Origin of the sequence: Actinomyces faecalis (assembly GCF_013184985.2) — a bacterium.
In the GTDB taxonomy this organism is placed as follows: Bacteria; Actinomycetota; Actinomycetes; order Actinomycetales; family Actinomycetaceae; genus Actinomyces; species Actinomyces faecalis.
Map to the genome: position 1 here is coordinate 1,040,577 of NZ_CP063418.1, position 13,023 is coordinate 1,053,599.

10 protein-coding genes are annotated in these 13,023 nt (G+C 69.2%); 7 read left to right on the forward strand and 3 right to left on the reverse strand.

The annotated features are described in order from the left end of the window. Positions 1–47: 47 nt before the first annotated feature. The 6 genes from HRL51_RS04435 (at position 48) to brnQ (ending at position 5,213) form a co-directional block, all read left to right on the forward strand. Positions 48–392 carry an SdpI family protein gene (locus HRL51_RS04435; RefSeq protein WP_172193158.1) on the forward strand — a complete coding sequence of 115 codons (345 nt, stop codon included), beginning with the start codon at positions 48–50 and terminating at the stop codon, positions 390–392. A 111-nt stretch (positions 393–503) separates the two neighbouring features. After that, positions 504–950, forward strand: coding sequence for a YbjN domain-containing protein (locus HRL51_RS04440; RefSeq protein WP_172121130.1), 447 nt, complete (start codon positions 504–506; stop codon positions 948–950). Between the two features lies 1 nt (position 951). Then, positions 952–1,611, forward strand: coding sequence for a type III secretion system chaperone family protein (locus HRL51_RS04445; RefSeq protein ID WP_172193156.1), 660 nt, complete (start codon positions 952–954; stop codon positions 1,609–1,611). A gap of 5 nt (positions 1,612–1,616) precedes the next feature. Next, complete coding sequence (miaA, locus tag HRL51_RS04450) at positions 1,617–2,636, forward strand: tRNA (adenosine(37)-N6)-dimethylallyltransferase MiaA (RefSeq protein ID WP_172121132.1); 1,020 nt, start codon at positions 1,617–1,619, stop codon at positions 2,634–2,636. 150 nt (positions 2,637–2,786) lie between these two features. Then, positions 2,787–3,740: a diaminopimelate epimerase gene (locus HRL51_RS04455; protein WP_172121133.1), complete on the forward strand. Its 954-nt coding sequence runs from the start codon at positions 2,787–2,789 to the stop codon at positions 3,738–3,740. Positions 3,741–3,812: 72 nt separating this feature from the next. Continuing rightward, positions 3,813–5,213: a branched-chain amino acid transport system II carrier protein gene (gene brnQ, locus HRL51_RS04460; RefSeq protein WP_172193154.1), complete on the forward strand. Its 1,401-nt coding sequence runs from the start codon at positions 3,813–3,815 to the stop codon at positions 5,211–5,213. Positions 5,214–5,275: 62 nt separating this feature from the next. Here brnQ and HRL51_RS04465 read toward each other — a convergent pair whose 3' ends face one another. The 3 genes from HRL51_RS04465 to HRL51_RS04475 form a co-directional block, all read right to left on the reverse strand. Further along, entirely contained in the window at positions 5,276–8,833 is a 3,558-nt protein-coding gene (locus HRL51_RS04465) for a family 20 glycosylhydrolase (protein WP_172193152.1), read from the reverse strand. Positions 8,834–9,017: 184 nt separating this feature from the next. Further along, a complete protein-coding gene (locus HRL51_RS04470; protein ID WP_172121136.1) occupies positions 9,018–9,626 on the reverse strand; it encodes a class I SAM-dependent methyltransferase in 609 nt (202 codons plus the stop codon). 35 nt (positions 9,627–9,661) lie between these two features. Then, complete coding sequence (locus HRL51_RS04475) at positions 9,662–11,101, reverse strand: MFS transporter (RefSeq protein WP_342355660.1); 1,440 nt, start codon at positions 11,099–11,101, stop codon at positions 9,662–9,664. Between the two features lie 301 nt (positions 11,102–11,402). Between HRL51_RS04475 and hflX the strand changes: the two genes are divergently transcribed. Next, on the forward strand, positions 11,403–13,016 hold the full coding sequence (gene hflX / locus HRL51_RS04480) for a GTPase HflX (protein ID WP_172193267.1): 1,614 nt from the start codon (positions 11,403–11,405) through the stop codon (positions 13,014–13,016). Positions 13,017–13,023: the final 7 nt, after the last annotated feature.

Genomic DNA, 13,023 nt, shown 5'->3' on the forward strand with positions numbered 1-13,023 from the left:
GGGCTGGGCTGCTTGGGAGCCAGGGGCCTGCCTCGTAGGATCGCCGCATGAGCACCACGGCTCAGGCACTGGTCTGCTGCGTCATCCTTGCCGTCGTCATGGCCGGTGCCGCGGCGGTGATGGTCTGGCTGTGCCGGCGTGTGGCGGTTGACGCCCTGCCGCGCCAGGACCTCGCCGGCATCCGCACCCACTGGGCCATGGCCAGCGACGAGGCGTGGTACGTCGCGCAGCGCGCGGGACTGCCCGTGTTCCGCGCCATGGCCGGTCTTCTCCTTCTGGCTCTCGTACCGGTGTGCCTGCGGGTGGCTCGGCGTGCTGTTGAACGGCGTCCTGGCGCGATGGGAGGACCAGGCTCGTCGGAGCCTGGCCGCTCGCCTCGCTCATCCCTATGATGTCAACGACGTTGGTGACGGTGCCTCCGGGGTGAAGCGTTCCTGTCCTCCCATGGCACCAGAGGGCACGCCTCACAGCCTCATCTCGCGCCAGTCGCTAGGGTTGTCCTTATGTCCAAGGTCTGTGCTCCCTCGATGGTCGACGTCGACCGCGTGCTGGCCTGCGTGCAGAGCCTGGGCCTGCGCTACTTCGTTGACGACGAGGGGGACATCGGCATCCCCTGGCGCTATGTGACCGTCCACGTCATCTTCCAGGACGAGCGTGCCATCCAGCTGCGGGGCGTGTGGCACCGCATCTCGGACACGGAGCACCTGGCCCAGCTGCGTCACCTGGTCGAGGACTGGAACGCCACTCGGATCGGTCCCAAGGCCTACCTGACCATCGCTGACGGCGGCGTCGTTCGCCTGCACGGTGAGGTCACCTATCCACTGGGGGCCGGAATGACGGACGCCCAGCTGGAGAGCTTCGTCTTTACCAGCTGCCGCCTCATCGTCGCCCTCATGCGCGAGGCGGAGAACCTCTTTCCTGACCCTCTGCGTGGAAACCTGGAGCCCTGAGATGCCCCTGTCCCCTCGCAGAGGTCTCGCGCGCCTGCTCGCCAGGCTCCTGGGACGCATCCAGCCGCCGGCGGCCTCAGGCGCCCAGCCCCGTGGGTACCGTCGCAGCCCGCACGCGGCGGCCCTGGCTGACCTGCCTGCCGACCACGCCGACGGCGCAGCCGCCTCCGCCCCGGCCGTCACCGGAGCGGAGAGTGAGCAGCGCGGGGAGCGTGAGTCCGCGCACGAGGTAGACCTGACTCCACCACTGAGTCTCGCCCGGATCGAGGCGATGCTGACCGGGCCCATGGGCTACGCCGTCGAGCGCCGTCAGGAGGCGGGGCACTCCTTCCTGGTGGGCAACTGGGACGACTTCCCCTTTGTCATCGAGGAGCCTGAGGAGCACGAGGGCTGGCTGCTGGTCTCCGGTGACGCGACCGAGCCGCTGGCCGCTGGCGAGCGTGAGGAGATTGGGGCCAGCGTCAACGACTGGAACCGAGACAAGTTCTTCCCGACGGTGGCGGTGATCGACACCCCTGTGGGTCCGATGGTGCGCGCGACCTACCTCATGGACCTGACCAGCGGCGTCAGTGATGCTCAGCTGCGCCTGCACCTGGAGACGGCGCTGTCCGCCTGCATCCAGGCGCTGAGCCAGGTCGGACCCCTCCTGCCGGAGCTGTGAGCGAGATGGTTGCTTCTCCAGACCCGGTGGCCGGCGGTACGGGAGGCCGCCTGGCACCGGTGCGGATCGCCGTCGTCGGCCCGACGGCGAGCGGCAAGTCCGACCTCGCCCTCGACCTCATCGAGGCCCTGGGGGAGGGGGCAGGCAGCTCGGCTCCCGCTGAGGTCGTGGGGGCTGACGCCTCCCAGCTCTACCGGGGCATGGACATCGGCACGGCCACGCTGCCCCTGGCCGAACGTCGTGGGGTGCCCCACCACCAGATTGACGTGCTGGAGGTGTGCCAGGAGGCCTCCGTCGCCTCCTACCAACGGCACGCTCGTGCGGACCTTGAGGCGATCGAGGCGCGCGGGGGGCGGGGGCTCATCGTAGGTGGCTCCGGGCTCTACGTACGTGCTCTCACCGATGCGCTGGACTTTCCTGGCACGGACCCAGCCGTGCGCGCCGCCCTGGAGCAGCGTGTGGAGCGCGAGGGGCTGGCGGCGCTGCGTGCGGAGCTGGAGAGCAGTGACCCGGTCAGCGCCGCCCGTATCCAGCCCACCGACTCACGGCGTATCGTGCGTGCGCTGGAGGTTGCGGCCGTCACGGGTCGCCCCTTCTCTGCCGGCCTGCCTCGCTATGAGGACGTCGCTCCTACGGTGCACCTGGCGTTGCGCCCGGACCGTGAGCTGCTGCGCGAGCGGATCCGCGTGCGTACCACGGCCATGTTTGACTCTGGGCTGCTGGAGGAGACCGCGGCGCTGCTGGACCAGGGCCTGCGTGAGGGGCCGACGGCGTCGCGAGCCATCGGTTACGCGCAGGCGATCGCTGTGCTCGACGGCGCGATGACCACTGAGGAGGCGATTGAGTCTACGTGCCTGGCCACGCGTCAGCTGGTCTCGCGCCAGCTGAAGTGGTTCCGCCGCGACCCGCGTGTCCACTGGCTCGACGTCGTCCTGGATGAGGACGGCGCCTGGGCGGCGGGGGAGCGTGAGCGCGTCGTCGAGCAGGCGCTGGCCCTGCTCCGGCGCATCCCCCGCCGACCCTGATGGACAACCTTGTCGTTACTCGGACAACGTGAAACCGGGGTTTTCTGTTGTCCGAGTAACGACAAGGTTGTCCGCCGAGAGGAGGGGGCGTGAGCACGCCGACAGGACCTGACCATGAGGCCGGGCCGCCAGGCCTCTAGGCTGTGCACCATGACCCAGCACACGCCCCTGGCGGGCCGCACCCTCATCAAAGGGCATGCCACGGAGAACGACTTCCTCCTCCTGGTGGACCCGGACTGCCAGGTGGCCCTCAGCGCCGCTGACGTTGCCGAGGTCTGCAACCGCCATGCCGGGGCTGGTGCGGACGGCTTCGTCCGCGTGGTGCGCACCGCTTCCCTGCCCGGGGCCGGCAGCTTCCACCAGGCTGTGCCTGAGGCGGAGTGGTTCATGGACTGCTACCACGCCGACGGATCACTGTCCCAGACAAACGGCAATGCCATCCGGCTCATGGCCGAGGTCCTGGTGCACGAGGGGCTGGCGCGGGTAGAGGACGGCGACTCGGTCACGATCGGGACCCGCGGTGGCGCACGTACGCTCACCCGCGGTGGCGGTCTGTGGACCGTGGACATGGGAGCAGCCCGGCTCATCCGCCCCCAGGGGGCAGCCGGTGAGGTCGACGACGAGGGCTGGGACACGGCCGTTACGGTGCCAGGCCTGGACGGAGTGCGGGCAGCGCTGTCGATCGCCATGCCAGATCCGCACACGGTAGTGGCTCTGGCTGATGAGGCTGAGCTTGACGCCGCCTTCCTGGGGACTCTGCCCGGCCCTGACCGCCCGACCTATGACCCGCTGCCGCCCCAGGGGACCAGCCTGGAGCTTGTCCTCGCCCTGGGGCAGGACGATGACGACGGCGAGTGCGTGGGCCGTGCACGCGTGCGTGTGCTTGAGCGCGGGGTCGGAGAGACCCGCTCCAGCGCATCCGGCTGCTGCGCCGTCGCCGTCGCTCTTCACGAGTGGGAGGGGGCGGACGCGCCCACCGACTACCTCATCGACGTGCCTGGCGGCCAGGTAGGGGTCCACGTGGGTGCGGATCCCTGGGCCGAGGACGCCACCGTCCTGCTCACTGGTCCGGCGAGCATCACCGGACGGCTGAGCCTGTCCTGAGACCCGCACCGCACTACTCCCCCTGTCACGTGTCGCTTGCGCTGCGACTGCTCCCACTAGCCCGAAAGCCCCATGTCTGATCTTTCCTCCCCCAGCACAACCACCTCGTCCCCGATCCATGTGGTGACCACTGGACTAATGCTCTTCGCACTGTTCTTCGGCGCCGGAAACCTCATCTTCCCCCCGGTCCTGGGCGCCTCAGCCGGCAACCACATGTGGCAGGTGGTCCTGGGCTTCTGCCTGACCGGCGTGCTGCTGCCGCTTGTCGCCGTCATCGCCGTGTCCACCTCTGGCGAGGGGATCCTCGGCCTGGCGCGGCGGGTGGGGCCGACCTTCGGGACGCTCATGCCGCTGGCGGTCTACCTGTCGATCGGCCCGATGTACGCCGTGCCGAGGGTCGTGACCGTCTCCTACGAGCTGGCGACCCGGCCAGTGCTGGAACTGATGGGGACGACACCGGGATCCTGGGCACTGCCAGCTCACGCCACCATCTTCCTGGGAACCGCCCTCGTGCTGGGCCTGCGGCCCTCCAGGCTGGCGGACCGGATCGGGCGCTGGCTGACCCCGTCCCTGCTCATCCTCATCGCCGTCCTGTGCGCCATCACGATCACCCAGTCCGCGCCCCTGGAGCGTCCCGCTCAGCCAGGCTATGACAGCCATCCGCTGGTCATCGGGCTGACGAAGGGGTACCTCACGATGGACGTCCTGGCGGCCACCGTCTTCGGGATCGTGGTCATCCAGTCCCTGCGCTCGCACGGGTTCACCTCAACCGGCGCGGTCACCAGGGCCACGATCGGTGCCGGCAGCCTGGCAGCTGCCCTGCTGGCTGCGGTCTATGTGGGGCTGGCGATGATCGGCGCCCGCACGCCGGGGCAGGACGTGTCTGACGGCACGGCCCTGCTGCGTGACGCGGCGAGCTCGGCCCTGGGGAGCGCCGGTGTGGTGGTGCTGGCCGGCATCGTGCTGCTGGCCTGCCTGACCACCGCCGTCGGACTGCTCTCTTCATTCTCAGCCTATGCCCACACCGCGTGGCCCAAGGTGCCCTTCGCGACCTGGCTGACCGGCTCGACCGCTGTCTCCTTCGCGCTGGCGAACCTGGGTCTGGCAACCGTGCTCGCGATCATCTCGCCGTTGACGCTGCTGCTCTACCCCATCGCCATCACGCTCGTGGCGGTGACGCTCGTGGACGCGGCGGCGCCAGGACACCTGCGCGCCACCTACCTGCTGCCGGTGGCGACGGCGATCGTCCTGGGAGCTGTCTCAGCGGCCTCAGACATGGGATGGACCACGCCGAGCGACCTGCTGGCTCGCACGGGCATGTGGAACGACTCGACTGGCTGGATCGTGCCGACCCTGGTCGTGGTGCTGATCGGTATCGGGATCGACGTGGCCACTGGGCGCTGGTCCACTCCGGCCTCGGACCTGTCTGGCGCGGACGACGACGTCGCCCGGGTCGCGGCCCAGGGCTTCTGACACGCTGGGCGAAGGAAAGGCCCCCGAGGAGCACCAGCTCCTCGGGGGCCGACTTCCAGCGCCTACTGCTCCCGGCGACGCCTGAGCAGGACGCCGCCACCGACCAGCGTCGTCAGGGCGCCCAGTGCCACGGCACTGACCGTGATGCCCGTCCTGGCGAGGGAACGTGCGCCTGTGCGTCCGTGCTCGCGGTCGCTGGTGGAGGAGACGGCCAGAGCCTTCGCGCTGGGGGCGTCCGAGGGACGCTGATCTGGGGCGGGGTCTGGTTCGTCCTTGTCACCGGGGTTGGTGGTGCCGGGCTCGTCGTCGGAGCCGTCTGGTTCGTTCTCGTCACCGGGGTTGGTGGTGCCGGGCTCGTCGTCGGGCTCGTGAGTCTCAGGCTCGCTGACCGTGAGGGTCACGGTCGTCTCGACGCTGAGACCGTCACGGATGACGACGACCGGGAACGTGTGCACTCCTGGCTCGCTCAACGAGCCGCTGATGGTGAGTGCGCCAGCGTCATAGACCAGCCCCCGAGGTAGTCCTTGGGGGAAAGAGGTGGTGACGGCCTGGGTGATGGAGCTGCCGCTCAGCCGCAGCGCCACCGGTGTGATGTCCGCGCCCTTGTCGACTGTCTGCCTGTTGTTCTCTACCTCCACCGTCAAGGTAGCGGCACCTGCCGCAGGCTTGAGGACGGGACCCTCCTCGACCGTAGGCTTGTCCGGCTCCTCCAGCGCGACGGCAGGAACCGCTCCCTGGACACAGATGCTGGCAGCCGAGGCGAACTGGTCCTGCTGGTCGGCGAACTCGTCCCACACGTCGGTGATTTCGAGCTTGACGAACTGTCCGTCAAGAGCCTCGGGGAACGTCGCACGCTGCCAGTGCGTGGAGCTCTCCCACGTTCCGGAGACCACCGGTGTGCCCCAGTCGGCGTCCCCTGCCTTGGCGGTGGGGGAGACGTAGATCCTGTAGTCCTTGATACGGCCGTTGACCTTGCCCTGACGGGACAGGTACTCCACGGTCAGCATCTTGTTTCCGTCAAGCGCGGTGGTGGGGTTGAACACGAGCCAGTGCGGCAGCGTGGGCGTGGCCCCTTGCCACTGGCTGTGCCAGAAGGTGGTGTCCTTCCCGTCGAAGGCGGCGGCAACGTGGCCGTTGACCGGTCCTTCACCAGCTGTCTCCTCAGAGTCAGTCGACAGGTCAGTGAAGCCGGAGCACACGCGTGCGCCCAGGGTCGAGGTCAGCGCTGCTGTGACCTGGCGGGAGGAGCCCTCCTCCTCACCCCACGACCACGTGAAAGTCGCGGTGGCCGATCCGGCTGCCGTCGTGTTGACGATAGTGGCCTTGACGTGTGCCGTGCCCCCAGCCGGGATCTGTGGGACATCGACTGTCTGGGGCAGTCCCGTCCAGCCCTCGGGCAGGGACAGAGATACTGTCGAGGCAGGCACGGGCGCGTCAGATCCCGCGCTGAGCGCGATCGTGACCGTACCGGGCGCAGCCGGGCTGATCTCGCTCAGGTTGGCTTCCTGGACGGACATGCCGATCTGGCGGCTGAGGGTGAACACGGCACTGTCGGCCAGCTCTGTGCCGTCGGAGACGAGGTCACGGGGGAATTGCGCGACCGTTCCGGCAGCCAGCTTGTTGCCGGAACCTGACAGAGTCTGGGTGAGATCAACACCTTCAGCTGACACACCCTGGATATCCACGTGCTTCTCGCTGCCCGTGGCCACGGCCAGGTACTGATTGGTCAGTGCATTGCGCAGGGCGATACCGTTCCCAGCCTTCCCGTCGTCACCACGCGTGGTATGGAGACTCACGCGCCACTTCTGTGGGTTGTGCTCGACCGGAGCCTGGGTGCGGTACGCGCGCTCGGTGTAGCGGATCGACATGTCACCGCACTCGCGAAGCTCTGGGCGTGCGCCGACCTCGGTGACGACCGACAGGTGCTTGATCCCGGTGAACATCGACAGGCACTTGCCCGAGGCGGTGTCGCGCACCTGGTAGTAGCCGTCGTAGGTCTTGCTCAGCTGCCACGGACCTTCGCCGACGGACTTCAGCTCCTGCAGGTCGTAGGTGCCCTCGGGTAGCTCCGTCCCGGGGACCGTGTCTCGTAGGGTGGGCTCACCGATGGAGTCGATCGCGCGCTTCATACTGTTCCAGTCCTGCCACGGGCGTGAGGCGGACCAGGTCAGCTGGGACAGGAGGCGCAGGCCGTCGCCGATGTACATCGCGACCTCGTTCTCGGTCTCATAGTCCGAGCGGTCGGGCCAGACCGAGACCTTGGCTCCCAGCAGGCCCTTGTAGTGAGGGTCAATCTTGCGGTTGCCGTCGAAGGTCCCCACGTTCCAGCCCGAGCTGTACAGCTGGCCGGGGTCGACGTCGTAGACCTTGGCCGAGCGTGACCAGTACAGGCTCTGGCTGGCGTTCATCAGCTGGTAACCGCGCTCGGCGAGCTGGGTCGGCTGGAGTCCGGAACCCAGCCAGTACTCCACGATGATGTCCTTGTCCAAGGTGACAGCCTGGGTGTCGATGACCCCGTCGTTCCAGATACGCAGGGTCTTGCCCTTGGTCTTGATGTAGGCGTTGATCTCGTTGATGAAGCCGGTGAAGGCGTCAGCAGCGGTGGCGTTGGGGCCGTAGGTGGCCTTCGCATACTCCCCGAGCTGGGGGAAGGTGTCGTAGGAGGCACCCATCATGTACTCGTCGGCACCCATGTGCCAGTAGCTGGTGTCAAAGACACCGTCGTACTCGTCAATGAGGTCCTTGAGGAGCTGACGAGCCTCAGGCTTGGAGATGTCCAGGCCGTCAGCACGGAGCGAGCCGTTGGCGCGGGCGAGCTGGTACTGGGGGGAGTTCTCCAACCAGATGTTCATGTGGCCAGGGGAGTTGATCTCCGGGATGACCTCAATGCCGTAGGAACGTGCCTTGGCCACCAGCCTCCTGATGTCCTCCTTGGTGTAGTAGGAGTAGGTGTTGGTGTCCGGGTAGGTGTCCGACTTCAGCTTCATCTCCAGCAGGAGGTAGTTGAGACGAAGGTCAGCCATGTCATCGAGGAGCTGGCTGATCCACTCCTCGGAGACGTTGATCTGGCAGGCGCACAAGGTGACGCCGCGCTCGACGTACTGGGGCTTGGAGACTACCGTCCCGGCGGGGAGGGTCACGGTGCCCTGGCGCAGGAGCTGGGAGACTGAGCGGGTGCCGTAGAAGACGCCGATGTCGGTGGCACCGACGACCTTGAACCCCTCGGAGCCGGTGGTCAGCTCGAAGCCCTCCTTGCCGAGCTCGCTCAGGCGGTCCTCAGCCTTGATGAGCTCGATGTCGGTGGCCTTGGCGTCTGCGACGCCAGCGAGGCCGGGCACGCTGGAGCCCAGATAGGCGCTCAGCTCGGTGGCGAGCGTGCTCACGCGTGGCGCGAGCGAGGAGTCCTCGGCGACGACTCGGGCACCGTCCACCAGGGACCATGTGCCGCCGCTGTTGGTCCAGCCGTCCAGGGAGGGGATGGTATCGGGCAGGGCGGCTGTGCCCTGCGGGTCGTAGGAAGAGGCGGTGGTGGGCTCTGCCGCGTCGGGGGCGGCAGCTGTGGTGGGGATGGGGAGCGCTGCCGCGAGGGCCAGGGCCCCTAACGCAGCCAGTGCGCGCATGACGCTGTGCAATGTCGTTAACCTTCGCTTCACTTGGAGGGACCACGTCGGTGTGTGCCCTGCGAGGCATCTCAGCGGAAGAGTGAGATGGGTGTCCCGACTTTTGATCGGGGTGCGAAGAAAAGTGTATACGAGAGAGCGCGCGTGGGTGCTTTGCTGAGGCAACCCCGCTTAACGCCTGGAGTCATCGGCGCACGCGCAGGACACGGAAGCCCTTGGACGAGGACTCCTTGCTCACTGTGTAGCCCTGCTCGCCCATCCAGCGGGCCAAGGAGTCCGCGCCGAGGTTCTTGCCGACCACCAACCAGGCCTCGCCGTCCTCGGACAGCAGCGGCAGCCAGCTGAGCAGGAGACCGTGCAGGGCCTCCTTGCCCACGCGTACCGGTGGGTTGGACCAGATGAGGTCGAGATGGCGCCCGGTCCTGTACAGTTCGGCCAGCAGCTCCTCGGCCTGGACCGCCCGTACCTGGTCGTGGCCGGCGGTGACGGCGTTGCGGGTGGTCAGCTCAAGCGCGCGGTCGTTGACGTCGACGGCGAGGACCTCGGCCTGTGGGCTGGCGTCAGCCAGCGCCAGGGCGATTGCTCCCCAGCCGCACCCCAGATCGAGGAAGGTACCGGTGCTAGGCGGCTGGGGAACGTGGTCGAGCAGCACCTGGGTGCCCTTGTCCAGGCGGGAGGCGGAGAAGACGCCGGAGGCGGTGACGACCTCGTGCTCGCGGCCTCGGATGAGGAACCGGTGGGTCTGCTCCTGGGCCGGGACGGAGGGGGAGGCAGTGAAGTAGTGCTCGCTCACGCCCGCAAGGCTACCCAGGTGGCGGACGGTCCTTCTCAGGCCGCGCGCTGGGCGAGTGCCGGGGTGAGCGCGAGCAGGAGCCCGAGCACCACCGCGACCGGGACCACGATCGCGGCCTCGACCCCGGCTGCCGTGGGCGCGGTCAGGCTCGTCACCAGGGTGCCGAGCGTCGCTCCGCCGGCGTTGCCGGCCACCGTCACGGCCGTGGCCACAGACGTCTGCGAGAGGCCGTCGCTGTCGAGCCCTCGCTCGCTGGGGTCCGTGACGCAGCGGATCATCGTGTCCTGGTGCGTCAGCCCCATTCCGACCCCGGCCAGCGTCCAGCCGGCGTGCACCAGCCACCACGGCCCCAGGCTGCTCAGCGCCATGACGAGGAGGCCGGAGCCTGCGGCAAAGGCCAGGGCGCCAGCCGTGCCACGCAGCAGGTACCGCCGGGGTGTACGTGCGGGCCTGGCGCCGCACCACATGGCGACGGCGCTCCACGCCAGCCCGTTGGCGGTCAGCGCCCAGCCCACGGCTGCGGGCCCCAGCCCCAGCACGTCGTGCGAGGCGGGAGAGATCAGGAAGTCCAGGGCGAAGTAGACGGCGCACACCCAGGCCAGCGTCGCGACAGCGGCAGGACGGCCAGGAGCCAGGCGCATGACGCCGGCGGGGAAGACCCGGGCGCAGGCCCTCACCGCGCAGGCCAGGCCGATAGCGCCTGCCGGCCAGATCCAGGCAGAGGAGGCCGGGACGAGGCCGATCAGCGCTACCCCTCCCGCCAGGGTGAGGGCGGCGGCCCACGGCGGGGCGTCGTCGTCCCCGCTGACGCTCAGGCCCCGGACCTCCCGGGCCATGACCAGCCGGGCCGCCACGAGCACGGGGACGTACCCCACCAGTGCCCACCTCCAGCTCCAGGCCGAGGACAGCACCGAGGCGTAGACAGGACCGATGAGCGAGGAGACGATCCACATGGCGGAGGAAGCCGCCAGGAAGAGCCTGCGCCAGGCCTCGGGCAGACCGGCGACGAGCACCCCGGTGGACACGGTCGCCAGCGCCCCGGCAGCGAGCCCGCGCAGGACCTCGCCGAGCACGTAGACGCCGATGCTCGGAGCCAGCGCGCCGAGGACGGCTCCGGCCACGAGGACGGTCGTGAGCACGGTCATGAGCCGGTCGGCACGCCAGCGCTGGAGCATCGCCCCGCCCAGCGGCATCGTGAGAAAGGTCGGGACCATGGCCGCGGCGGTGACCAGGCCGTAGTGCGCACGGGCACCCAGGTCGGTGGCCATGAGCGGCAGGACCGTCTGGTTGATGTAGGTCTGCATCCCGGCCATGAGCTCGACGGCGAGCATGGCGAGGGCCAGGTGGCCCAGCCGGGTGGTGAGGACTGTACGTGCTGACGGTGAGGGCTGGGGCCGCAGACACGGCGCGAGGGCAGGGTCCTGGGCAGCAGGCGTGCCCTGGGCCTGTGGGGGATCCGGGACAGGCGTGCTCACGGTGGCAGGTTAGCGGGTGCCGCGGAGCCGGGAGCACGTGGTACGAGCCCGGCTGGTGCGGGGTGATCTGCGTCGGTCTTGCCGCACCAGGCTGGTGTCACGGGCGCAGGGCCGTTACGATGCCACCCATGTGGATTTTCCGTATGCGCTGAGACGGCGACAGCCGACGTCGCCGTCCTGACGAGACTGCCGGTCCGTTGAGCCTTGCTCCGGACCTCCGCACGCATACGACGAAGGACTCTTCTTGACTGACCGTACTGACAGCCACACCACTACTGACAGCCACACCACTGACGCCTACATCGGCACCGACGCGCCCAGCGCCGAGGACATCGTCAGCCGCATCCTCTCCCGCCACGGCACGGCCCTGGCCTCCACGGCCGGCGACCACACCCGTCACGACCTGGCCGACGACGGCGCCCTGGAGCGTGAGGCACGGGCCGCCAGCCGGCGCGTGGCCTCCCTGACCACCGAGCTGGAGGACGTCTCCGAGGTCGAGTACCGCCAGATCCGCCTGGAGAAGGTGGTCCTGGTAGGGCTCGAGCTGCCCGCGGCACGACCGGCGGCGACCACCGGAGCCGCGGCCTCGCCGTCGTCCCGGCACGGAGCGGCCCTGGAGGCGGCTGACGCCCAGGACGCCGAGACCTCGCTGGCTGAGCTCGCCGCCCTGGCCGAGACCGCCGGCTCGCAGGTGCTCGACGCCCTCATCCAGAAGCGCGACCACCCGGACCCCGCCACCTACCTGGGCTCCGGAAAGGCCAAGGAGCTGGCGGAGATGGTGGCCGCCGCAGGAGCGGACACCGTGATCGTCGACGGGGACCTCGCCCCCTCACAGCGACGTGCCCTGGAGGACGTGGTACAGGTCAAGGTCGTCGACCGCACCGCCCTCATCCTCGACATCTTCGCCCAGCACGCCAAGTCCCGCGAGGGCAAGGCACAGGTCGAGCTCGCCCAGCTGGAGTACCTGCTGCCGCGTCTGCGCGGATGGGGTGAGTCCATGTCCCGCCAGGCCGGTGGGCGCGTGGCCGGCGGTCAGGGCATCGGCTCGCGCGGACCCGGTGAGACCAAGATCGAGCTGGACCGTCGGCGTATCCGCGACCGTATGGCCAGGCTGCGTCGCGAGATCAAGGCCATGGCGCCCTCACGCGAGGTCAAGCGCGGCTCGCGCCGTCGTGGCCCCATCCCCTCGGTGGCGATCGCCGGCTACACCAACGCCGGCAAGTCCTCCCTCATGAACCGTCTCACTGACGCCGGCCTCATGGTCCAGGACGCTCTCTTCGCCACCCTGGACCCCACGGTCCGCAAGGCCGAGACCTCGGACGGGCGCCTGTACACGCTCACGGACACGGTCGGCTTCGTGCGCAACCTGCCGCACGAGCTCATCGAGGCCTTCCGCTCCACGCTGGAGGAGGTGGCGGGCGCGGACGTGCTCGTCCACGTCGTCGACGCCGCCCACCCGGACCCGCTCAGCCAGATCGCTGCCGTGCGCGCGGTGCTGGCGGAGATCCCGGGGGCGCTGGAGGTTCCTGAGCTCATCGTCCTCAACAAGGCGGACCTGGCCGACGCCGTGACGCTCGCGGCCCTGCGTACCCGCCTGCCCGAGGCGGTCATCGTCTCAGCGGCCACGGGCGAGGGGCTGGACGAGCTGCGTGGGCGCATTGAGCAGATGCTGCCGCGTCCCGACGTCCCGGTGGACCTGGTGATCCCCTACTCCCGCGGGGACCTGGTGGCCAAGGTGCACGCCGACGGCGAGATCGACGCCATCGAGTACATCGAGGTCGGCACGCGCCTGCGCGGGCGGGTGGACGCCCCGCTGGCGGCCGAGCTGCGTGGTGCCGCGGTGGCCGAGGGCGAGCCGGGAGCCGGGGCGACGGCTGAGCCCGACCCGGCCGATCCGGCTGCGGCTGGGCAGTAGCGGACGA